The sequence below is a fragment of the Trinickia sp. Z7 genome, from assembly GCF_056498045.1.
Map to the genome: position 1 here is coordinate 47,046 of NZ_JAUEQW010000014.1, position 21,244 is coordinate 68,289.

At 61.1% G+C, this 21,244-nt stretch carries 21 protein-coding genes and 1 pseudogene; 9 read left to right on the forward strand and 13 right to left on the reverse strand.

Going from position 1 to position 21,244, the window contains the following annotated elements; all coding sequences use genetic code 11:
- Positions 1-3: 3 nt before the first annotated feature.
- The 6 genes from tssG to tssB all read right to left on the reverse strand — a co-directional run bounded on the left by tssG (position 4) and on the right by tssB (position 6,003).
- A complete protein-coding gene (gene tssG, locus QQS38_RS20795) occupies positions 4-1,092 on the reverse strand; it encodes a type VI secretion system baseplate subunit TssG (RefSeq protein WP_479647247.1) in 1,089 nt (362 codons plus the stop codon).
- Positions 1,047-2,816 (reverse strand): type VI secretion system baseplate subunit TssF, encoded by a 1,770-nt coding sequence (gene tssF, locus QQS38_RS20800; RefSeq protein ID WP_479647248.1) that lies wholly within the window; start codon positions 2,814-2,816, stop codon positions 1,047-1,049. The genes tssG and tssF overlap by 46 nt, the downstream gene beginning before the upstream one ends.
- 5 nt (positions 2,817-2,821) lie before the next feature.
- The gene (gene tssE, locus QQS38_RS20805) at positions 2,822-3,271 is read right to left on the reverse strand and encodes a type VI secretion system baseplate subunit TssE (protein ID WP_479647249.1); all 450 of its coding nucleotides are present in this window, start codon (positions 3,269-3,271) and stop codon (positions 2,822-2,824) included.
- Between the two features lie 66 nt (positions 3,272-3,337).
- Positions 3,338-3,826, reverse strand: coding sequence for an Hcp family type VI secretion system effector (locus tag QQS38_RS20810; RefSeq protein ID WP_277428516.1), 489 nt, complete (start codon positions 3,824-3,826; stop codon positions 3,338-3,340).
- A 77-nt stretch (positions 3,827-3,903) separates the two neighbouring features.
- A complete protein-coding gene (tssC, locus tag QQS38_RS20815) occupies positions 3,904-5,397 on the reverse strand; it encodes a type VI secretion system contractile sheath large subunit (RefSeq protein ID WP_479647250.1) in 1,494 nt (497 codons plus the stop codon).
- Between the two features lie 66 nt (positions 5,398-5,463).
- Positions 5,464-6,003, reverse strand: a complete 540-nt coding sequence (tssB, locus tag QQS38_RS20820) for a type VI secretion system contractile sheath small subunit (protein ID WP_479647251.1) — start codon at positions 6,001-6,003, stop codon at positions 5,464-5,466.
- 826 nt (positions 6,004-6,829) lie between these two features.
- On the opposite strand from tssB, the gene QQS38_RS20825 reads away from it, so the two are divergent.
- Entirely contained in the window at positions 6,830-8,050 is a 1,221-nt protein-coding gene (locus QQS38_RS20825; protein ID WP_479647252.1) for a DUF5621 domain-containing protein, read from the forward strand.
- Positions 8,051-8,065: 15 nt separating this feature from the next.
- Here the strand turns inward: QQS38_RS20825 and QQS38_RS20830 are convergent, their stop codons facing one another.
- On the reverse strand, positions 8,066-8,815 hold the full coding sequence (locus tag QQS38_RS20830; RefSeq protein ID WP_479647253.1) for a cupin domain-containing protein: 750 nt from the start codon (positions 8,813-8,815) through the stop codon (positions 8,066-8,068).
- 304 nt (positions 8,816-9,119) lie between these two features.
- Positions 9,120-10,031, reverse strand: coding sequence for an AraC family transcriptional regulator (locus QQS38_RS20835; RefSeq protein ID WP_479647254.1), 912 nt, complete (start codon positions 10,029-10,031; stop codon positions 9,120-9,122).
- A gap of 154 nt (positions 10,032-10,185) precedes the next feature.
- On the opposite strand from QQS38_RS20835, the gene QQS38_RS20840 reads away from it, so the two are divergent.
- Positions 10,186-11,019 carry an oxidoreductase gene (locus QQS38_RS20840; protein WP_479647255.1) on the forward strand — a complete coding sequence of 278 codons (834 nt, stop codon included), beginning with the start codon at positions 10,186-10,188 and terminating at the stop codon, positions 11,017-11,019.
- 42 nt (positions 11,020-11,061) lie between these two features.
- Here QQS38_RS20840 and QQS38_RS20845 read toward each other — a convergent pair whose 3' ends face one another.
- Positions 11,062-11,967 (reverse strand): LysR family transcriptional regulator, encoded by a 906-nt coding sequence (locus QQS38_RS20845; RefSeq protein ID WP_479647256.1) that lies wholly within the window; start codon positions 11,965-11,967, stop codon positions 11,062-11,064.
- Positions 11,968-12,084: 117 nt separating this feature from the next.
- Between QQS38_RS20845 and QQS38_RS20850 the strand changes: the two genes are divergently transcribed.
- Both QQS38_RS20850 and QQS38_RS20855 read left to right on the forward strand, forming a co-directional pair.
- Entirely contained in the window at positions 12,085-12,675 is a 591-nt protein-coding gene (locus QQS38_RS20850; protein WP_479647257.1) for a flavodoxin family protein, read from the forward strand.
- A gap of 72 nt (positions 12,676-12,747) precedes the next feature.
- Positions 12,748-13,803, forward strand: coding sequence for an aldo/keto reductase (locus QQS38_RS20855; protein ID WP_479647258.1), 1,056 nt, complete (start codon positions 12,748-12,750; stop codon positions 13,801-13,803).
- Between the two features lie 147 nt (positions 13,804-13,950).
- On the opposite strand, the gene QQS38_RS20860 is transcribed toward QQS38_RS20855, so the two are convergent.
- Both QQS38_RS20860 and QQS38_RS20865 read right to left on the reverse strand, forming a co-directional pair.
- Complete coding sequence (locus QQS38_RS20860; protein WP_479647259.1) at positions 13,951-14,598, reverse strand: DsbA family oxidoreductase; 648 nt, start codon at positions 14,596-14,598, stop codon at positions 13,951-13,953.
- 73 nt (positions 14,599-14,671) lie between these two features.
- Positions 14,672-15,262, reverse strand: a complete 591-nt coding sequence (locus QQS38_RS20865; RefSeq protein ID WP_479647260.1) for a class I SAM-dependent methyltransferase — start codon at positions 15,260-15,262, stop codon at positions 14,672-14,674.
- 398 nt (positions 15,263-15,660) lie between these two features.
- Between QQS38_RS20865 and QQS38_RS20870 the strand changes: the two genes are divergently transcribed.
- From QQS38_RS20870 to QQS38_RS20880, 3 genes and pseudogenes are all read left to right on the forward strand, one after another.
- Entirely contained in the window at positions 15,661-16,518 is an 858-nt protein-coding gene (locus QQS38_RS20870; RefSeq protein WP_479647261.1) for a PA4780 family RIO1-like protein kinase, read from the forward strand.
- Positions 16,519-16,701: 183 nt separating this feature from the next.
- Positions 16,702-17,367: an HAD-IA family hydrolase gene (locus QQS38_RS20875; RefSeq protein ID WP_479647262.1), complete on the forward strand. Its 666-nt coding sequence runs from the start codon at positions 16,702-16,704 to the stop codon at positions 17,365-17,367.
- Positions 17,364-17,601 (forward strand): annotated as a pseudogene (locus tag QQS38_RS20880) (DSD1 family PLP-dependent enzyme); the annotation flags it as partial. The gene QQS38_RS20875 and the pseudogene QQS38_RS20880, both read left to right, overlap by 4 nt.
- 8 nt (positions 17,602-17,609) lie before the next feature.
- Here QQS38_RS20880 and QQS38_RS20885 read toward each other — a convergent pair.
- On the reverse strand, positions 17,610-18,212 hold the full coding sequence (locus QQS38_RS20885) for an NADPH-dependent F420 reductase (RefSeq protein WP_479647263.1): 603 nt from the start codon (positions 18,210-18,212) through the stop codon (positions 17,610-17,612).
- A 71-nt stretch (positions 18,213-18,283) separates the two neighbouring features.
- A complete protein-coding gene (locus QQS38_RS20890) occupies positions 18,284-19,018 on the reverse strand; it encodes an SDR family NAD(P)-dependent oxidoreductase (protein WP_479647264.1) in 735 nt (244 codons plus the stop codon).
- A 107-nt stretch (positions 19,019-19,125) separates the two neighbouring features.
- Here QQS38_RS20890 and QQS38_RS20895 point away from each other — a divergent pair, with 107 nt between their 5' ends.
- Together QQS38_RS20895 and QQS38_RS20900 are read left to right on the forward strand one after the other, a co-directional pair.
- Complete coding sequence (locus QQS38_RS20895) at positions 19,126-20,091, forward strand: LysR family transcriptional regulator (RefSeq protein ID WP_479647265.1); 966 nt, start codon at positions 19,126-19,128, stop codon at positions 20,089-20,091.
- Between the two features lie 245 nt (positions 20,092-20,336).
- The gene (locus QQS38_RS20900) at positions 20,337-21,137 is read left to right on the forward strand and encodes a hypothetical protein (RefSeq protein WP_479647266.1); all 801 of its coding nucleotides are present in this window, start codon (positions 20,337-20,339) and stop codon (positions 21,135-21,137) included.
- The last annotated feature ends 107 nt before the right edge of the window (positions 21,138-21,244 follow it).

Sequence of the window (21,244 nt, forward strand, 5' to 3'; positions counted from 1 at the left end):
GGGTTATGCATTCGTTGGACGCCATGCCGCCGCGGACGGGGGCAGGCGCAGCGTGAAGCGGGCAGGCGCGAGGGGCGCCGGAGCCTTGGGATCCTGACTCGCGCCGCGCGCCGCGCCGAGCCACGACGTCCACCCGAGCCGCGCCGCGCCCGCGCCGCCTACGGCAAACACAGCCTTCCTAGGCGCGGGCCGCAGCACGATATGGACATCGAGGTCCTGTTCCAAATACGATTGCACGAGCCATGCGGTGAGCGCGTGCAGCGCGCCGCCGGGCAACAGCGCCTCGAACCGTTCCTGGGGCAGATCGACGAACTCGATGCGAACGCCCGCCGCTTGATCCCAGCAGCGCCGCCCCACGACCGCCCTGCCGTTCAAACGCGAAGCCGCGCCGCGAAGGCCCGACAAGCGCGCCGAATCGCGTGCGTCGAGCTCGCGCCAGCCTCCGACGAACTGCGCGCCGCGCACGGCGACGCCAAGCCGGTCGGACAGCAACGCCAGCAATCCCGACATCGAGCGCGGGGCGCCCCCGAGCAGCCCCGCATGACGCAACCAGCGCCGCGCGCCGCCCGGCCCGCGTTCGCCCGCGCGCAGGCCGAGATTGCCCAGCGCATCGAGGCAGGCCGTCAGCGTCGCATCATCGGGTGCGCGCCCATTGAGCCCGGGCGCATGCTTTTGACGGCTGCGATACAAGAACGAAAGGAAGCGGTGATTGAAGATGTCGAGGAAATCCGACATCGCCGTTTCGCGCGCCGCGCGGCGCCTCAAGAGCCATTCGGTGAACGCCAACGGCAACGGTCCGCTCGCGCCGGCGAGCGTCATCGCCGCCGTGCTCACGGTATAGGTGGCGCGATCGTTGCCGGCAGCGTGGCTGCGCACGGTGCGGATATCGCTCGGCTCGAAGGCCAGCGACACATGGCCCGAAAAGCGCACCGCCTCGTCCGTGCCGTCGCCCGTTCCGAGCGGCCGCGCCCATGACTGCGCGCATTCCAGCAAATGAATCGCCTGGAACAAGTCGAAGTCATGAGGATGAGCGAGAAGCCGCTCGATCAGAGCAACTGCTGGCAACCGGTCATCGGTTCCCATTGCTTCCATATCTCATCTCCACGGCACACCACTAGCCGGACGAAGGAGTTGACCGAGGTGCACATCGCGAAGAAGCGCGCGAGCACGGCGGCCATCATCAGGGGCGAACTGCCGACGAACGCGTCCGCATCGAATTCGATATTGACCTCGGTGCCGCGGCAATAGCCGCGCCATGCGTCGGCGCCCACATGAGCCGTGACGTGGCGCGCCCCGATGCGGCTGATGCCGCGAATTTGGTCTTGTTCGCGCAGGCCCTCCGACGCGAACAGCATCAGCATCTCCTGCAACTCGCGTCTGCCGTTCGGGCCGCTGACCAGCGAGTGATAGTTGCGCGTGAGCAACGACACCAACTGCCACAGCGTTTCGCTGCCGAGCGCAGGCTCGCGCGGCGCCGTGGGCTCATAGAGGCATCGCACGCGCGTATTGCGCGACACCCGTTCGACGAGCATGCGCGCGCCGATAGGGACATGTTCGGCAAGGCGGCGGTTCGTGCAAAGGACGTTCGCGTAGACGACCGGCGTGGCGGGATCGACGAAGTTGTGCTTCGCATCGACGAAGCTCAGGTAAGTGTCGACGCCCGGCACATTGCCGCGCACGCTGTGCTCGCGCCGCGCGAACCAAAATGTCGATTGCTTGCTCTCGCCGTCCAAATCCATGCGATCGACCGCGGTGTAGCCCGGCAGCACGATCGCGCGATCGGCGACGGGATCCGACGCGATGACCGAGACGATCGAATGGATCTCCGTGATGGCCTCGCGCTTCTGCTCGGCGACGAGACGGTGCTCGTGGCGGCGCCCGTCGACGACGATCGGCTCGGTCGTCTGCGCGAACAAGTTGATCACGGGCGTACAGCCGAGCCGAAAATGTTGTGCGCCGAGGTGCGCGAGGGCGCGAGCGCGCGGCATGCGATCGAGATGCAGAACGATTTCGCAACTGCGGCCCTTGCCGAATACGCCGGCCGGCACGTCCAAATCGAAGAAATGAAATTTGCGCGGGAAGGCGAAATATTCTTGCAGCAGGCCGTAGGCGGGATGCGCGTGAGCCGGCGCCGGCAGCACGCGGTCCTCTTCGGCATAGCCCACTTCGCGCCACGCCGATTGCCCGAGACGGACGAGCGGCGCATCGGCGGGCGCGAGCGAGACGCCCACGACGCCCGAGACGAGCAACTCGTACAGCGGCATCGTGACCATCCAGTCACCATGCAAGTGCAGCCGCAGCGTGCGGATTTCGAGTTCGGAGAAGTCGACGCCGGGCTCGCAATCGAGCCGCAGGCGCAGCGTCGCGTCGTCGCCGAACCGTGCATCGGCCATAACGAGCGGCCACAGCACGGTTTCCCATGCGGTGCGGAAGCGGCACGCTTCGCCGTCTTCCGTCAGCGCCGCCAGCCCGGTATGGCGCGGCACGCGAAACCCGGCCGTGACCTTGCCTTGAGTCGGATCGAGCTCGAACTGAGCGACGGTCATCGACGGCACGGTCTGGGCGAGCGAGGGGCAGACGTTCTCGAGCAGCGCCGAGGCAATTTGCGGAAACGCTTGGTCCAGATCGCGATGCACGCGCGCCGCGAGAAACGCCGTCGCTTCGATCAAACGCTCCGTATGAGGGTCGAGCGACTCCGTGCCGTGCAACGCGAGACGCGAGGCGACCTTCGGATAACGCTGAGCGAAGTCCGCGCCCTGCACGCGCAAATAGGACAGCTCACGTTTGTAGTACTGGAGGATATCGTCTGGCGCCATGTCGGTCAGCATCCGTCCGGGTCGTCCCGGCTTGCGCCGGCGCCGGCCGCCAATTCGAAAAATACGTGGTCGACCGATCGTTCGACGCGAATGTCGCCCTCGACGACGAGCACCGCGTCGCGGCTGTTATCGCCGCGGAAGGCGAACTTCACGCCCACGTTGACGAGCCGCGGCTCGAACAGCGCGATCGCGTGGCGCACCGCCGCTAGGATCGCATCGCAATCGGCGCCCGAGCGCAACGACCGCTCCGAGAAGTCGGGCACGCCGTAGTCCAGCACGCCGCAGTCGCTGCGGGTGAACTCGGCCATCGTCAAACGCGAGCGCGCATTCAGCAGGCGCGAGAGCTCGCGCGCCACCGAATCGCGCAGCGCGCCCTCGCCTTCGAGCCAGGCGTCGGAATCCTCGACGAGACGCTCGAACAGCGGCATCGGATAGCCCTGGCGCATGGTCGACATAACGTAAGCGTAGAACCCAAAACTACCGGGTGCGCCACCTTCGGGCGGCGCACCGCATTCACTTCATCACGACACGCTGACTGCCTTGTTCGCGGCAAGATCCCAGCCGAAGGAGGCATTGCCTTTCTTCGTCGAGTCGGTGTTTTGCTGGGTGTATTGCGACGTCATCTGCGTGAAGTGGATCGTGACCGAATCCGACATCTCGGAGCTGCCGCCGCCCGTGCTGATGTGCGAAATCATCGAGTTGCTCAGCACGTATTTCATCAGCAGCATGAACTTGCCGCCTTCGTTGCGGCCGATCGAAATGGTCGCATCGCCGAGCTTCGTGCCCGCGGCGCAGGCCGCGTACAGGGCCGGGGTTGCCTGGTCGGTCGCCTTCGTGATCGAAAACTCGCTGAAGGTCGGGCGGCCCATCGTGCGCTCGGTGTTGGCCGTGTCCGAGTTCATCGGCATGGCGACGCTGTGGCTGAACGAATAGAGCACGATGCCGTCGGCGTAGCCGTCGATCAGCGAGTTGCCCTTGATGTCCTTGAACTGCAGGATGACTGTATCCATGTGTATTCCGATTCGATGTATGGCGAAGGAAGCGGCGGCGCTCCAGCGCACGCCGCACGTTCATGCGTTGCTCGCCGTCAGGCAGCCGCCGCCGGCAGGTCGGCCACGAGCCGAATCGAAGCCGTCAGGTCTTCCATTTGGAAGTGCGGCTTGATAAAGCACGTCGCGCGATACGAGCCGGGCTTGCCGGGCACTTCCGTCACGTCCACACGGGCCTCGCCAAGCGGGAAACGCGCCTTCTGCTCTTGCGACGCCGACGGATTGATCAAGACGTAATCGGAAATCCAGTTGTTCAGAAACGCTTCGATGCCGCCGCGCGTCTGGAAGCTGCCGACCTTGTCGCGCATGATCACCTTCAGATAATGCGCGAAGCGCGATGCCGCGAGCACGTACGGCAAGCGCGCCGACAACTGCGCGTTCGCGTTCGCTTCGTCCTTGTTGTACAGCACCGGCTTGTTGGCCGTTTGACCGCCGAAGAACGCCGCGTAGTTCGAGCCTTTGGAGTTCACTAGCGCGATGAAGCCCAGATCGCTGAGTTCCTTCTCGCGGCGGTCCGTGATCGTCACTTCGGTCGGGCACTTGAGCGCGACGTCGCCTTCCGACGTCTTGTACGCGTGCGCGGCGATGCCGTCGACCTTGCCGCCGCCTTCCACGCCGCGGATTGCCGTCGACCAGCTGTACTTGGCGAAGGCATCGGTAATGCGCAGGCCGAGCTGGTACGCGGAGTTCGCCCAGAGGTATTTGCTGTGATCCGAGCCGTCGACGTCCTCCTCGAAATTGAACAACTCGACCGGCTTCGTCTTCGCGCCATAGGGCAAGCGCGCTGCGTAGCTCGGCAGCACGAGCGAGACGTAGCGCGAATCTTCCGAGGCGCGGAAGCTGCGCCACGTCGCGAGTTCCGCGCTTTCGAAGGTCTTTGACAAATCGCGCGTGACGCCCAGCTCGGTAAACGCCTTCAAATCGAACAGGGTCGGGGCGGCGGCGGCGATGAACGGCGCGTGCGCGGCCGCTGCCACCTTCGAGATGCGCTCGAGCAGTGCGATGTCCTGCGGATGCCGGCCGAACGAGTAGTCGCCGATCAGCACCGAGTACGGATAGCCGCCGAAGGTGCCGTATTCCTCTTCGTAGACCTTCTTGAAGAGCACGCTCATGTCGTGATCGACGGCGGTCTCGAGGTCCTTGAGCAGTTCCTTCTTCGTGACGTTGAGCAAGCGCAGCTTCAGGCGCGTGCTGGTTTCGGTGCCATAGACCATGTCGTGCAGGCCCGTCCACGACGCCTCGAGCGCTTGGAACGCCTCGTCGTGCATGATCGCGTTGAGCTGGTCCGTGAGCAGCTTGTCGATCTCGGCCACGCGCTCATTGATCATCGCGACCACGCCCTTGTCGGGGCTCGTGCGCATGCCTTCGTCGAGGATCTGCGACGCGAGCTGGCCGATCAGCTTCTTCGCGTAGATGCCCTGCGACGGCTCGACGGCCATGTTGCCTTCGAGCACGATGCGATCGAGCAGGGAGAGATCGGCGTTAGTCGTTGCGCCTGCAGCCGACGATTCGACGGCGGAATTCGTTTCCATCTGGTAGTCCTTTGTCAGTTCGTTGCATCAGCGAAGCTGGGCGCGGGCCCCGCGCCGCGGCGCCGCTTACTCGGCCGGTGCGCCTTCGGCTGCCGGCTCGGCTGCGGACACCCCGCCGGCATTCGCTTCGCTCTGCACTTTCTTGAGCTCTTCGGAGTTCTGAACGATGCGCTCGAGGATGGAATCGAGTTCGTCGTTGCCGTCCAGCTTGCCCAGCAGGTCGCGCAACTGCTGACGCGCTTCCAACAGTTTCGCGAGGCGCGGCACTTGGCGCACGATGCTTTCCGGATGGAAATCCGAGAACTGATTGAACTTGAGCTCGACCTTGAGGTTGCCTTCGCCCTTCATCGTGTCGGGCACGGAGAGATCGAGACGCGGCGCGATCTTGCCCATGATTTCGTCGAAGTTGTCGCGATCGATCTCGACGAAGCGGCGTTCCTTCAACTTGGGAAGCGGCGTGGCCGGCTGCCCCGAAAGATCGGCGAGCATGCCGACGACCATCGGCAATTCGCGCTTTTCGACTGCGTCGCCGATCTCGACGTCATAGGTGATCTGAACACGCGGCGGACGATTGCGCCCGACCCATTTCTGCAAACTATTGGACATGGTCCCCTCCGGACTAAAAACACGAACGCGCAATCGGAATAGCCGCGCATGCGGCGCCTCGCGATGAAATGACTCGGACTCGTAAGGGGGGCGGCTGCTGCGAAGCGGGGAGAAGAAATTACCCCTTAAGACGCAGGGCGCGTATGCGACGCGAGACGAACCTAGAGGTCGCTACTCGGCGCCGAAGCCCCTGCGATATCAATGAACCGGCGCGCCCCCCGACCGCACACCGCCTCACTGTCGAGGCGAGCGGGAGCATCGACCGATGCCACGCGTACCTCGTGATGACTCGTTCAAATGGTCGTTGCCCGACCTATCCGTGAGTTGTCCCCGTGTCGTGTTGAAAAGGTTGTGGTCCGCAACGCTCGACTGAATTCTGCTTTGATCTGTTTCAGGTCTCTTTGAGGCGCGACTCTAGCATACAAAACTTAAAAAGTGTTGCCCCCCGAACAGACGCCCGGCATTGTCAATTAGGGCTTGGTCGATCGAGCATACTAGTAAGGCAATCGAATGTTCGAGCAAGCTCGACCGAGGGCAAGTTAAGCGAAAACCCTAGTTGCACATCGAAAATTGACTCGTCATACAGGCCTGCGCGTCATGCGTGCTTCGTGGCTTCATTTATTTGTATGATTAATTAAATCAACATGAAGGCCAGGTATATCGAAATTGGAATCGGTACCGATTCCTCGGTCGGCGCACTCGCCCCCCATTGCAATATTTTCAATGGCGCTGCTATCCTGTGATCTCAGCCTGACAGCCTGTGCCTTGCATGCTCGCAATAGCCCGATGAGCAACGCCGCAACACTCCATTGAAGGTGAATACCCCATGCCCGCATTTACTTCGCCCGTATTCACGGTCTTTAATCATGGCACTTGCGCCAGCCGAGATGGGCAAGGAGAAATCGTTGCGGAATTCGGCCGTCTCGCCGCGGGCGTTGAATACCAGGACTTCCTGATCTGCGACGGTCCGGGCAGCAGCCCGACAACGGCGCCCATCCCGGGGCAATTCAATCCGTTCACGCGCGACAAGCAAGCGAAGTCGTTCTTCGGCAGCAAAGAAATGGGGCACTCCCATCACAATTGGAAGGCGACCGGGGTCATGACGGGGGCCGGTTGGGACGATAACGTCATGCACGCCATTGCAACGATTGCGGAGTTGAATCCTGCGCCTCGGACCGTCAACATGCTGGGCTGGAGCCGCGGCGCGGTGACTTGCACGAAACTCGCGTACAAGCTTCGAGAAATCTTTCCGGACATCGCCGTCAACATCTTCGCAGTGGACCCTGTCGCCGGCATCGGGAACAAGAGCGACGACGACGCAAGCACGATTCGAGGCAACGTCAAGAATTATCTGTCGGTGCTGTCGATGCATGAGACCCGAGGCTTTTTCAAGCCGCAGGACGCCAAACGCGTCACATTTACCAACTCAGGGACGAACGCGATTTATATTCCGTTTCCCGGAAATCATAGCGGACAAGTCAACCTGGATAAAAGCGTAAAGAAGGAACTAGGCGAATCTGCGCAAATGGCATGGTTTCTTGCATGGAAATTTCTCGATCATTTTGGAACACGCTTCACCGCCCCTCCCTCGCCCGATTACAACGCGCTCGAGCAATGCAATCTGTACGCAAAAATGAAGGCGAAGATGTCCGGCTTCAAAAAGACGAGCCCCGGTATCGGTGGAGCATTGCTGGGGGCTCGTAAGACACGGGATTTTCTTAATAACCGCGTCGATCAGTACGTGAAGTTTTCCGACTTCTTCATCAACGAGCATCATCGCAGGATATTCAAACGCACCTTGCCCCACCTGTACATGTGGGTCTTCGAAAATCAAGGCGCCGATACGCGGGCAGTCGTTCAGGACTATAAGAAAGCCGAGTTCTATACGGCGCTCAAGCAGTCGCTGATCGACATCGGCTTCCAGCCCACGCGGCTCAGCGGCGTTCCGACCGTGTTGCTGCCGATTCGCGGCGGCGGACAACAAGCGGTGGACATCTCCACGCGACAACTCACGGCAAGCATGTCGAGCATGGGTTTGTATGTTTGATACGCAAGCGCAATGCTATGCCGGGCGATAGATCGCGTATACCTTTGCGACGTGCTCACGACTTTCCCAACTGCACTGTGCGCTTTGTTCGACGAGGAAGATGTCGCCGCGTTCGAACGTGCCGGTTCGCCCCGCTTCGTCGACGAATGTGACACTGCCTTCCAAGAGGTGCATCAGTTCGAAATGGCGATACGACATTGCTCTGCGGTGATAGGGCGCTGAATCCCAAGTGCCGCAGACGAACTCGCCATCGGCGGAAAGGTAATCCGTGTAATTGCGGCAAACCGGCGTCGGCGTAAGCAACAATTCCGCGGCAGGCGCACCCGATGGCTCGAGCTGTGGGTCGTGTCGAATCGGAACGATGTTCTTTTGGCCAGGCTGGCTGCCCGCATCGCGCATGAAGATGATCGAGACGGGCCCCTGCGCCGCCCACGAAAACGCCGCTCCGTGGCACAGCACAGCGCTATCGCCAGCCGCTAACGTCAGCGTGCTCTCGTCTTGCGTCAACGTGATCGTTCCTTGCGAAACGATGATGAATTCGTCCGCCGGCTGGCTCGGCACGACACCGCATCCTGCATCGAGGGCGATGACGCCCACGCTGACGGGGCCCGGCGGCAGTTCCAGACAGCAACGATTCGCGAGAAATCGATCCTGCCGGATCGAATCTGACGTAGCCGCCGTACCGATCGTTGCGGATTTCTCCGATGCAAATTTTCGAAGATCGACGAAGGATCGGGGTGCCGCTGCTTCATGTAAGGTGGACATATCGTGTTCGGTCGCTCAGCTCGGGGGGGGGAAATTGCCACGCCGCTACGTGGCAGGCCATAGGCTCAGGAAAGCCGACGCAGTGAGATTTAATCAAAGCAATGAAGGCTGCCGATACCGTTCGACGGGACTAAAGCATTGCGCTGAGTCGTTTTTATTGCGTGAGTCAGCAGGTTATGCCGCGTAGGGTCGCGTGTAGCGCTCCGGTATCGATTCGAGACCGAACAATCCGATCGTGCTAGCTTCCGGTTTGACTACGCGATAGCGGTGCGGCGTGGCGTGGCAAAAACGAAATGAGCCCAAGTCAGTGCGAGGAGACATAAGCCGTGTCGGCGAATACGGCCGGGATAGCGAAGCTCCGGCGCATACGCTTAGCCTCCGCGGCCGGCGTCAAGCCAAACAAACGCCTGAATTCCCTGCTGAACTGGGACGGGCTCGCGTAACCCACGGCGTGCCCCGCCGCCTCCGCAGTCATATCGTTGCGGACCATTAACAAGCGGGCCTGGTGAAGGCGCGTCGACTTTATGTATTGAATCGGCGACACCTGCGTAATCGCTTTGAAGTGGCTGTGGAAACTCTGAATGCTCATACCCGCTTCATCGGCCAGTTGCCTGACGTCGAGGGGCTGAGCAAAGCTTGCGTGAATCAGGCGGAGCGCGCGGCCGATCTGACCAAACTGCCCACGCATCGCCAAAGCCGCGCGCAACGCGCTTCCCTGGGCTCCGGTGAGCACCCGAAAATACACCTCGCGCAGCAACCCACCGCCCAATACGGCCGCTTCGAGTGGTCGATGCATTGCCTCGAGCAAGCGCAGCACGGATGCGTACATCGCCTCGTCCATTGGCGTCGAGACCATGCTGCGAGGCGCTGGCGCGCGCTGCGGTTGGCCTTCGCGGTCGATTTGCTCCGCGAGTTCGGCAGCCAATGCGAAATCGAGTTGCAGATACAGAGCAAGGAGCGGGCGCTCTTCGGTTGCGTCGGTCTCCATGCTGAACGGCACGGGCACGGACACCGCCAGGTAGTGACGCTCGTCGTACAAGTAGAGCTGGCCGCCGAAATAACCTCGCTTGCACCCCTGGCAGACGACCACGATACCGGGGTCATACAGAACGGGGGTGCGCGACAGCGCCCGGTTCGAGCGCAAGATGCGCACGCTCGGCAGTGCCGTGAGGTTGTAGCCCTCGTTAGGCGCCAACGTATTCAGCAGGGCAACCATGCGTTTCTGGCTTCGTGAAGCTAGCGCTGAATGTCGGGCCGAAGTGTGTATCGCGTTCATAGTTTTATGCAAGAAAATCAGTGGAACTCGCCTTAATTTACCTCGTTCGTCAGATTAGTATGCACTCGCGAATCGACATTCGGGAGAAGGTTAAATGGCATCAAGGAAAACTCTGCTCATCACCGGCGTGAGCAGCGGCTTTGGCCGCGCCCTCGCTCACGAAGCGCTGGCAGCGGGTCACAAGGTCGTCGGTACCGTAAGAAGTGCGCAGGCAAAGCGCGAATTCGAGTCCATGTCCGCGCATGGCGCTTGGGCGCGAGTGCTCGACGTGACCGATTTCGATGCGATCGAGGGCGTCGTCACGGAAATCGAGGCCGGCGTTGGCCCAATCGACGTGTTGGTGAACAATGCCGGTTACGGCCATGAGGGCATCGTGGAGGAATCGCCGCTCTCGGAAATGCGCCGACAGTTCGATGTGAATGTATTTGGTGCGGTGGCCATGATGAAGGCCGTCCTGCCATTCATGCGCCAGCGCCGCCGCGGCCACATTTTGAATATCACGTCGATGGGCGGCCATATCACGATGCCGGGCATCGCGTATTACTGCGGGAGCAAGTTCGCGCTGGAGGGCATCTCCGAGGCGCTCGGCAAAGAGGTCGAGCCACTAGGTATCGCCGTGACAGCCGTGGCGCCGGGCTCGTTTCGCACTGACTGGGCGGGCCGCTCGATGACACGAACTCCCCGCTCGATTTCGGATTACGACGATATTTTCAATCCCATTCGCCAAGCCCGCGAGGAAAAAAGCGGCCAGCAATTGGGTGATCCCAAGAAAGCCGCATGCGCAATGCTGGCCGCCATTGCAGCGGATCATCCTCCCAGGCATCTTTTGCTCGGTAGCGACGCACTTGGGCTCGTTCGACACAAGCTGTCCGCGTTGAATGCGGAAATCGACGCGTGGGAAGCTACCACCGTTTCGACGGACGGCTGAGCCGAGCATCATTGGCTGCTCTTTGAGCCGCACAGCCACCCGCTAGTCAAAATACGGTTTCAACACCGCCTCGATCCAATTCATGAACGCCCGGACGCGCTGCGACAAGTTACGCCGATGGGCCACGACGAGCCACGCGTCGAGGGGCTTGGGGCGTAGGTCCGGCAGAATCTCCACCATCGCGCCGCGTTCCAGGTGACGCGCAAGGCCCGAATATCCCGCTTGGATCAACCCGATGCCGGCAAGCCCCGCAGCATGATAGGTCTGCACACTGTTCACTTGCACTGCGCCGGGCAGCGGAAGCGATGAGTAGCCGTCGCCGTCCGGATATTCCCATCCGGCAAGCTTGGCGCCCAGTGTTCGTGTGTAATGAACCATCTGGTGCCCCTGGCTGCGCAAGTCATCGAGCGTTTGCGGCGTGCCGAACCGCTCCAAATAGCTCGGGCTCGCCGCGTTTATCATGCGCAGCTTGCCTAGCGGCCGGGCGATGAGCGTTTCGTCGACGATCGGACCCAGACGGATTACACAATCGAACCCCTCTTGCACGAGATCGACACGACGATCGGTGCTGGATAGCTCGAGTTCCAACTGTGGATGCGCTGCGATGAGTTGCGGCAACGCGGGAATCACGACGCTGTGCGCCAGTTCGGTCGACATGTCCACGCGCAATCGTCCGCGTAGCTGCGCCCCTTCAGCGGCGAACATCGATTGCAACTCTTCTACCTCGGCCAGCAAGTCGCGAGCGCGGGAATAGAATGCGCGCCCATCCTCGGTCAGTTGAACAGTGCGCGTAGTCCGATGCAGGAGAGCAACACCCACTTCACGCTCGAGTTCACGGATCACCATCGACACGCGTCCCTTCTGAACACCCAGGCTCTCGGCCGCACGCGTAAAGCTCGTCATTTCTGCCACGCGGGCAAAGATCAAAAGCGCGTCAAGGTTTTGCATTGTTCTTCCCGGGAGTAACGGAACGTTCAAATTGCCGTCATTTATAACTCAGATACGACTCAGTAGAGTGCGTTCCCATGTCATCCGTCGTGACGAATCCAACGAAAGGGAACAACCATGCCCCAGCTCACTTCGCCGGTTAAAGCGGCCGTTGTCTACCACTCCGGCTATGGACACACCGCCCGCATGGCGGCGGCTGTCGCCGAGGGCGCCGGCGCCGAACTCCTTGCCATCGACAGCGAGGGAAACCTCGCCGCACACGCCTGGGAAACGCTAGCCGCCACGGATGCGATCCTGCTCGGCTCGCCGACCTACATGGGCGGCCCCAGCTGGCAGTTCAAGAGGTTCGCGGACGCATCGTCCAAGCCGTGGTTCGAAGGCGCGTGGAAAGACAAAGTCTTCGGCGGCTTCACCAATAGCGCGAGCATGAATGGCGACAAGCTCAATACGCTCGAATACTTCTTTCTGCTCGCCGCGCAGCACAGCGGCATCTGGGTCAGCATGGATATCAAGCCGGCCAACACGAAAGCCTCGGTGCGCGACGACCTGAATCGTATGGGTTCCTATATGGCGCCCATGGCACAAACGCCTGCCGATGCGTCTCCCGAAGAGATGTCGATAGGGGATCTCGAGACAGCCCGTCGCTATGGCGCACGCGTGGCGGCGATCGCCGGGCAGCTCCGGTCCGGCAAAGCTCGAAACAACTGACTCCCTGCCGCACGGGACGCGACAACCCGGACACCTGCGCATTTCATTCAGCCAATCTTGAAGGGCATCGCCATGAAATATAAGCAACTGGGCCGCACCGGCCTGTATGTCTCCGAGCTGTGCCTCGGCACGATGACGTTGGGCGGCAACGCCGACGCGGGTATGTGGAAGGCGATCGGCGCACTGAAGCAGGAAGAGGCGAACCAATTGATCGCTCGCGCGGTTGCCGAGGGAATCAATTTCATCGACACCGCCGACATCTATTCCTTCGGGCAGTCCGAGCGCGTCGTCGGGCAAGCGCTCAGAGACATCGGGGTGCCGCGCAGCGAGATCGTGCTGGCGACGAAAACCGCTGGCCCCATGGGCGCGAAACCCAATCAGCAAGGGGCGTCGCGCGGCCACATCATGGATTCCGTGCAGAGAAGCTTGGAACGGCTTCAAGTCGATCATATCGACCTTTATCAGATTCACGCCAACGATCCCGTTACGCCGATCGAAGAGACCCTGCGAGCGCTCGACGATCTCACGCGGCAGGGGCTGGTTCGCTATGTCGGCGTGTCTAATTGGCGCGCAGGCAAGATCGGTAAAGCGCTCGGCGTGAGTGAGGCATTGCACGCCACGCGCTTCGAGACGCTCCAGGCCTACTACTCGATCGCCGGACGCGACGTCGAGCGCGAACTCGTGCCGCTCGTTATCGAGGAACGAATGGGGTTGCTGGTGTGGTCGCCGCTCGCCGGCGGATTGCTGTCGGGGAAATTTGGCCCCGGGGCGCAAACCGACGAAGGTTCGCGGCGCACCCACTTCGATTTTCCGCCGGTCGATCTCGATCGGGCCTGGCCGTGTGTCGCGCAGATGCGCGTCATTGCCGACGCGCACGGTGTCTCGGTCGCCCGGATCGCGCTCGCGTGGCTGCTCGCCAAGCCGCATGTCACGAGTGTGATCATCGGCGCCAAACGGGTCGAGCAACTCGAAGATAACCTCGCTGCCGTCGAGGTGGCGCTTACGGAGGACGAGCTTGCGCGTCTTGACTCCGTCAGTGCGTTGGAGCCCGCCTATCCGGACTGGATGATCGAGCGTCAAGACGCGAGCAGGCATCCCCTGCCTTTCAAGGCCGGTTCGTCGAATTAGAAGGCATTGCGACAGGCGCCGCTAATCGTCGGCAAACCGAGCGCGAATGAGCAAGTTGAGATTCGGCTGCGGCCCCGACAACTCACGAACCAGCAAACCAGCTCTAGGGCCTCGTCGCGGCGAACGGCGGCTAAGCGCGTCGCGGGTTCACTGCGTTTCGGAGATGACTTGCCTGATCGCCTGCTCGAAAACTTCCGCCGGCTGCCCGCCGCTCACGAGATAGCGCCTGTTGAAGATGATCGCAGGCACCGAATGAATGCCCATGGCCTGGTATTGCTGCTCTTCGGCGCGAACCTCGTCCGCGAACTGCTCGCTTTCGAGTATGTCGCGCGCCTTCTCGGCATCGAGCCCGACCGACCGGGCGACATCGATCAACACAGCGCGGTCGCTCGGATTTTTTCCGTCGGTATGGTAGGCCTGCAGTAAGGCAAGCTTGAGCGCAACCTGCTTGTCCTCGCTTTGCGCCCAATGAAGTAGACGGTGTGCGTCAAACGTGTTGTAGACGCGCTTGCGTTCGCCGAAACGGAAACCGACTTGTGCGCCTCGCTCGCGAATCGTCGCTTGCGTCTCGGCGATCTGCTCTGGCGTACGGCCGTATTTCTTCGAGAGATACTCGACGACGTTTTCGCCTTCAGGCGCCATCTCCGGATTCAGCTCGAACGGGTGCATGGCGATTCGCGCATCGACATCGCCGCCCACGCGCGCAAGCGCCTGCTGGAGCGACGAAAGTCCGATCGCACACCATGGGCACGCGACATCGGAAACGAAATCGATTTCTAGCGGTTGGGCTGTCATTGCTGCTTTCCTAAGGGAGTGCAACCGCAGCGTAGCATGTTGCTCCGCATGCCTGCACGATCGCTGTCTTCTATCACCGTCGCCGCGCGATAAGTCGATGCACCCGTCTGCCGGAAGACGAGTTGACTGCCTCGGCGTCGAGCAGGAGTTCTGCATCGCGAAGGCCCTCCCTAACCCGCGCGGCGTCGAATGCCGCATAGAGTCTCCCCGCCGCGTCGCGAGTCGAGGCCGAGTCTGCGACTCGCCAGCTCAGATACAGGGTCCCCTTCGGCCGCAGAATTTCGAACAAGCGAGCACAGGCTTGGGTAACCTCATCGGACGGCAAATGCATGACGACGGTTTCGCACAGCACGTTGTCGTACGAGCCGTTCGCGATACCGTCCAGCGCGGGAAGCGCCGCGCGCCTGAAAACGAGCGCAGGAAAATTGGCCGTGGCTTGGGCGAGCAATCCCTCGGCGGCATCGTAGCCGACAGTGGGAAAGCCATGCTCGTTGAGCCACGCGACGTCGCGTCCAGCGCCGCAACCGATGTCTGCCGTTGTGCCGCCTGGTGCGAAGTGGCGTTGCAAGAGTGCGTACATGTCGGTCGGCGGGGGCTGCTCGCGCCACTCGGCCGCAAAGCGGCTCGCGTGGGTGGAGTAGGTTTCGACGGTCTGTTTGTCCACGGCAAATATCCTGGATCGGCATATTGGTAGTTTCCGCTCATGCGGCTTGGCACGAAAGTCTACTGATTATCCCGGTATGACGTCTAATAGGCATCGCTGCGCTACTCGATGGCCTGGCTTTCAGCGCAGGTCTGCACGGATGTAAATCCGTTCGGAGAGCGCGCTCCGGTCGCCCCGCACTCGGTCAGTTGCAAGAGCATCGTCTTCGCAATCGAAGGTTATGCCACTCTGCTGCCCGTATAATCCGGCATGACCCCATCCATCTCCCACGCCGCGAATTTCCCGCCGCGCGCTCAGGCTGCTCGATTCATCGGGTTGTCGCTCGCACAAACCTCGGCCGGTCACTCACCGTCCACGCGCGTGCAATGCACGCTCCACGCGCTACGGCCAACCATCGTATGAAGATCCCCAAACGCCTTGCACCGCTTCTCGAAGAAGGACTTATCGACGAAGTGATCGGCCAGTTGATGAGCGGCAAGGAGGCAACCGTCTACGTCGTTCGCGTCGGCGAATCGACACGTTGCGCCAAGGTCTACAAGGACGCGAAGCAGCGCAGTTTTCGGCAAGCCGCGTCGTATCGGGATGGTCGAAAGGTCAAGAACAGCCGGCAAGCGCGAGCCATGGAAAAAGGAACGCGCTACGGCCGTCAAATGCAAGAAGCGTCATGGCAGAACGCTGAAGTGGACGCGCTGTTCCGGCTCGCCAACGCAGGCGTACGCGTGCCGCAACCCTATATTTGTACCGACGGCGTATTGCTGATGGAACTGGTGATCGACCAAGCGGGCGACGTCGCACCTCGGCTCAACGACGTCGATCTGACCGAAGAGCGAGCCCTCGAACTGCACGCGCTGCTGCTGAACCAGGTTGTCCGCATGCTTTGCGCGGGCGTCATTCACGGCGATCTATCGGAATACAACATCCTGCTGGCTGCCGATGGACCGGTGATCATCGATCTTCCGCAGGCCGTCGACGCAGCCGGCAACAACGAAGCCGCCACGATGCTCACGCGGGACGTCGACAACCTGGCCGCGTACTTCGGACGGTTTGCGCCGCAAATACTCACCGCGCGTTATGGCCCCGAGATCTGGGCGCTCTTCGAAGCCGGGCGGCTGCATGTCGATGTCGAACTGACCGGGCGCATCGAAGTCGACACACGACCCGTGGACCTCGATGGCGTGCTGCAGGAACTCGAAGAGACGCGTCTCGAAGAAGAAGCACGAGTGCGGCGACAGCAGGAATTGAGCGCTGGCCGGTAACGGTGCTCGATGGCTCGTCAGCCGCGATGAAGCACGGCGTGGCTCAGGTAGACGAACCCCGGCGCGAAGTACGCGAGATTTAGATTTGCTTAAGTATCAAGTTAATTTGCCTTAACTCATGGCAGGTCGACGAAACCTATAATCGAATCCACCTCTGGATTCCGATCGTCAAGGCCTGTCACCGTGAATGACTCATCGCCCCCTTCTCGCTATCCGAAAGCTGTCCTGTTCGACCTGCTAACCGCGCTGCTCGATTCGTGGTCACTCTGGAATCGTTCCGCCGGATCCGAAGATGCAGGCCGAGCCTGGCGCGCCGAGTATCTACGGCTCACCTATGGCTGTGGTCGATACGTTGAATACGAAACCTTGGTCAAGCAGGCCGCGGAACAGGTCGGCCTCCCTCCGTCCGCGGCGGACACGCTCGAGGCGAACTGGCTCGAGCTCGCCCCCTGGGATGGAGCCGTGACTGCGTTGCAGCAGTTGCAGCCTCATTGCAAGCTTGCCGTCGTCACGAATTGCTCAGATCGGCTCGGACGACGAGCGGCTGCGCTTTTGCCGGTGCAGTGGGATGCCGTGGTCACCGCGGAAGAAGCAGGTACCTACAAGCCCGATCCCCGCCCCTACCAACTTGCGCTCGAACAATTGGAGGTCTCTCCTACGGAAGCTGCGTTCGTGGCGGGCTCCAGTTATGACATGTTCGGTACCCATGCCGTTGGATTGCGGACGTATTGGCATAACCGAATCGGCTTACCGCTCGTCTCCGGGGCGCGGGCGCCCGAGATCGAATCGCCCACACTCGATGCGCTCGTAGCGTGGGCCGGCAACTTCGGCGCCGGAATTCAACCATGACGCGAGAACCTACGACTCTCGATTCGCTGGACACCCCTGCGGCCATCATCAACGTGTGCCGGATGAAGCAGAACATTGCGTCGATGCGGCAGCGGATGGATGGGCTCGACGTAAAGTTTCGGCCGCACGTGAGAACCTCGAAATGCCTCTAGGTCGTACAGGAACAACTAACGGCCGGTGCACGAGAGATTACCGTTTCGACGCTGAAAGACGCCGAGAAATTCTTTGCCGGCTCGTCCGATTCATCGGTCGAACGTGACCAAGTCCTTAAAGATCAGTTGACCCCAGCTATTTCCGCGCGCGTGGACTAGCAGCCCGCCTTCAGAGAGCCCACCCAGTTTGACAGGAGCGAAGCCGAGATTTTCCGCCAGCGCGCCAATCTCCGCTGCGGCCCCGTCATCGTCGCTCGCCAGGAACACGACTCTCCTGCCACCATGCACGGCCGGATCTTGGTCAAGGACTGCGGCGCCCAAATGGTTGAAGCCCTTGACCAGTCGCGCACCAGTGAACGCCTGTGCGACGAACTTGGAAGACGGTTGTCCTCCAAGTTCCTCAGGGGGTACGCCGTAGGCATTGGTCACATCGACGATGGTTTTTCCCCGCCAATTGGGGAGCGCCTTCGCGACATCCGGGTGCGACTCGAAACGGACAGCCAAAAAGATAATGTCCGCCTTGACGGCGTCCGCCAGTTTTTTGGGAGTGATCTTGGGTCCGATCGCGGCCGCAGCGGATGCGAAGCTTTCCGGGTCGCGAGTGGTTGCAACGGACACTTCGATGCCACTGCGGGCGAACGCCTTGGCAAGCGCCTGGCCGATCTTGCCGAAGCCGATAATTGCGTAGCTCATAGATTTTCCTTGGGGGTACACGCCCTACGGGCTCCGAATATCGAATGGAGCGACCGGCCGGGCGTAGTGCATCAGATTTGCGCTAGGCCGCCGTCGACGGCGACCTCGCTGGCGGTCATGAAGCTGCTGTCCTGCGACGCGAGAAAAGCCGCCGCCGCTCCGATCTCCGCCGGATCGGCCATGCGCTTGAGCGGATTGAGCGAGGCGAACACTTTCATGCCTTCCTCGCCTAGCGCTTCCACCGCTAGTTCGGTTGCCGTCGGCCCCGGCGACAGCACGTTGACTCGGATGCCGGTGCCCTTCAGGTCTTCCGCCCAAGTCCGCGCAAGGTTGCGCACTGCCGCCTTGCTCGCGCTGTAGGCGCTGAATGCGGGGGCGCCCGTGGCGCCCGCGCTCGATCCGGTCAGGATGATCGAACCGCCCTCGCCCATCAGGGGCAACGCCTTCTGAACCGTGAAGATCGTACCCTTCACGTTGGTGTCGAAGATTTCGTCGATGTGCTCGGCGGTGATCTTGCCGAGCGGAAGCTGGCTTCCCGCCCCCGCATTGGCGAAGACGATGTCGAGGGTTCCGCGCTCGGACTTCACCGCCGCGAAAAGTCGGTCGAGGTCGGCCAAATCGGAGACCGAACCCTTCACCGCGCGAGCATTAGGCCCAAGGTCGGCTACAGCGATGTCGAGCGCTTCCTGCCGGCGGCCGAAGATGAAGACGAAGGCGCCCTCCTCGATGAAGCGCTTTGCTGCGGCACGACCGATGCCGGTGGCGCCCCCGGTGATCACCGCGGTCTTTCCAGTCAGTCTGTTCATGTCATGCATCCTTCGAAACGAAAAGCGACAAACACGATTCTGGGCCACTTGATTCATGAAGCCAATTGACTAAATATGTATCGATACCATCTAATCTTTGGATACCTATGCTCGATAACGTCACCATCAATCAGCTTCGAGCCTTCGTCGCCGTGTGTGACCAAGGCAGCTTTTCCGGGGCTGCAAGGCAGTTAAGGCGTGCGCAGTCGGCGATCAGTCACGCGATCAGCGCGCTCGAGCGTGCCTTCGATGTGACGCTGTTCGAACGCAACGCTCGCAAAGCGACGCTCACGGCTGCGGGCCGCAGCCTCCTGCCCGATGCGCGTGCGGTGATCTCACGCACCGAGGAAATGAAGATGCGCGCGGTTTCGATTGCCGAGGCCGGGGTCCCACAGGTCTCGATTGCCGTGGATACTTATTTTTCGCGGGCGCACCTGATCGAATGCCTGCGCACCCTGCAAGCGGACTTTCCAACCGTTGCAATCAATCTGCGCATGACGACCATGCAGGGCGGCGAGCGTTTGGTTCTCGACGGCACGTGCGCATTGGCGGTGACGATCACGGACGTGCCGGAGCTGAGCCCCGGCACCATAGAGAGGCAGCATCTATGCAACGCGCAAATGGTGACCGTCTGTGCGTCATCGCATCCGCTGGCCGCGATGACGGGACCGATCCCTCGGGAGGAATTTGGCCGGCACATCCAGCTTGTCGTGACCGACAACCAGCCCAATGCCGAAAAGACACAACAAGGGGTCGCCAGTGGACGCCAGTGGTGGGTCAATGACCTCGGCGCGAAGCACGATCTGCTCAGGGGAAGCCTGTGCTGGGGACACATGCCGCGTCATATGGTTGCGCAAGACCTGGCGAAGGGAACACTTGTCGAACTCCAACGGCGCGCGTGGCACATGCGCCCCCTCACGTTCATGATCTCGCAGCGGCGCGGGTACGCGTTCTCCGCATGCGAGACACGATTGGTCGCGCTCCTTGGCAAGTCTCAGCGCTTGCCAAAGGATGGCAGCCAGCGCTCCGTCTCGAGCAAAGGGAAAAAAAGCCCGAGGGCCCGCCAGGCGTGAGCGACAGTCAGCTGGGCGTGCCGTTTTTCCATGGTTGTCCGCGAAGCAGATAAACCGCGGTTTTGCTTTCAGGAATATTCAATGACAGCAACGGGTGGAAATCACGCGTTTGTCGAATCCGCTGCCGTGAGTTTTGGGGGCAACCACTCGACGCTCGAATTGGTATCGCCGATAATTCCCCTTCCGAAGGCGCCGACGCGCGCACGGACGATCTTCTTGAAAAAAATATCCGAGCGGGGGACGACATGGCCAATTTCGAAGCGAAAGTCAGACAGCTTTTTACTCAAAACGCCGATGGCGCGGCATTCGATGCTTACACCAGTATCGGTAGCCAAATTCAACTGGAAGGCCGCGCGAGAGTCGTTGTAGAGAAGAAGTTTTTCCCGAAGAAGCTGGAGAGGTTCCAGCTGGTAGAACGAACAAACCCGTTCGCTCCCCCCAAGATCGAATATTCGCTCGAGTTGGATGAGGCTGCCAAGATCGCAAAGTCGTTGGCGGATGCCTACATGACCACGGATTATCGGCGCGTACTTCGGGACCCGTACTGGATGCAGCTTTTCAACGTTCGAGATCGGGACTTCAACTACATCGAAGGCACTACGCCGCGTACGAGCACCGAGGCATCGCTACCGTGCTACAACTGCGGCTTGGTGCTGCCTGCTTCTCATATAACGATCGACCATACGAAACCGCAGGCGGGAGGGCAAGACCAGTCGATCTTGAAGGTCTTTCGCGGCTTATCCTGTTACCTGACCATGATGCCGGGCAGTGGACACTTCGTGAATGCGTACCGAACGGGGGCGGTCGACCCGTTGCCTACGAGGGCTGGCAGAGCCGGTGCGTCGTTCTCTTCGGATTTCGCAAAGGAACGGCGCTATACGCTCACGGCCAAGGGCATGACGATGCTCAGCGTTCTGATTGAATCGACGGGCCTTCAGCCGGTCCTGAATGCCTGCATGCATTCCGCTTTCAACCTAAGGCCGTACTGCGCCAAGTGCAACATTTCGAAGAGCAACGAACTTACGGATCTTTCTTGGATAAATTAGCGCCGACCAAAACGACAGGAGCTGAAACGTGCGGGTCGACACCTTGCCTTATGAACGCTCCGTGGCCGAGGCGCACGCAAATCATTTGGTCGAAAGGAGCGGTAATG

Bases quoted from the DNA above. Each gene is read 5' to 3' on its own strand.
- QQS38_RS20835 (WP_479647254.1), bottom strand. From the start codon at position 10,031: ATGGTTGCCCTGCTGAATACGTTGGCGCCTAACGAGGGCTACAACCTC.
- QQS38_RS20855 (WP_479647258.1), top strand. From the start codon at position 12,748: ATGAAATATAAGCAACTGGGCCGCACCGGCCTGTATGTCTCCGAGCTG.
- QQS38_RS20900 (WP_479647266.1), top strand. From the start codon at position 20,337: ATGGCCAATTTCGAAGCGAAAGTCAGACAGCTTTTTACTCAAAACGCC.
- QQS38_RS20850 (WP_479647257.1), top strand. From the start codon at position 12,085: ATGCCCCAGCTCACTTCGCCGGTTAAAGCGGCCGTTGTCTACCACTCC.
- QQS38_RS20845 (WP_479647256.1), bottom strand. From the start codon at position 11,967: ATGCAAAACCTTGACGCGCTTTTGATCTTTGCCCGCGTGGCAGAAATG.
- QQS38_RS20870 (WP_479647261.1), top strand. From the start codon at position 15,661: ATGAAGATCCCCAAACGCCTTGCACCGCTTCTCGAAGAAGGACTTATC.
- tssB (WP_479647251.1), bottom strand. From the start codon at position 6,003: ATGTCCAATAGTTTGCAGAAATGGGTCGGGCGCAATCGTCCGCCGCGT.
- QQS38_RS20885 (WP_479647263.1), bottom strand. From the start codon at position 18,212: ATGAGCTACGCAATTATCGGCTTCGGCAAGATCGGCCAGGCGCTTGCC.
- QQS38_RS20810 (WP_277428516.1), bottom strand. From the start codon at position 3,826: ATGGATACAGTCATCCTGCAGTTCAAGGACATCAAGGGCAACTCGCTG.
- tssE (WP_479647249.1), bottom strand. From the start codon at position 3,271: ATGTCGACCATGCGCCAGGGCTATCCGATGCCGCTGTTCGAGCGTCTC.
- tssC (WP_479647250.1), bottom strand. From the start codon at position 5,397: ATGGAAACGAATTCCGCCGTCGAATCGTCGGCTGCAGGCGCAACGACT.
- QQS38_RS20840 (WP_479647255.1), top strand. From the start codon at position 10,186: ATGGCATCAAGGAAAACTCTGCTCATCACCGGCGTGAGCAGCGGCTTT.
- QQS38_RS20830 (WP_479647253.1), bottom strand. From the start codon at position 8,815: ATGTCCACCTTACATGAAGCAGCGGCACCCCGATCCTTCGTCGATCTT.
- QQS38_RS20895 (WP_479647265.1), top strand. From the start codon at position 19,126: ATGCTCGATAACGTCACCATCAATCAGCTTCGAGCCTTCGTCGCCGTG.
- tssG (WP_479647247.1), bottom strand. From the start codon at position 1,092: ATGGAAGCAATGGGAACCGATGACCGGTTGCCAGCAGTTGCTCTGATC.
- QQS38_RS20890 (WP_479647264.1), bottom strand. From the start codon at position 19,018: ATGAACAGACTGACTGGAAAGACCGCGGTGATCACCGGGGGCGCCACC.
- QQS38_RS20860 (WP_479647259.1), bottom strand. From the start codon at position 14,598: ATGACAGCCCAACCGCTAGAAATCGATTTCGTTTCCGATGTCGCGTGC.
- QQS38_RS20825 (WP_479647252.1), top strand. From the start codon at position 6,830: ATGCCCGCATTTACTTCGCCCGTATTCACGGTCTTTAATCATGGCACT.
- tssF (WP_479647248.1), bottom strand. From the start codon at position 2,816: ATGGCGCCAGACGATATCCTCCAGTACTACAAACGTGAGCTGTCCTAT.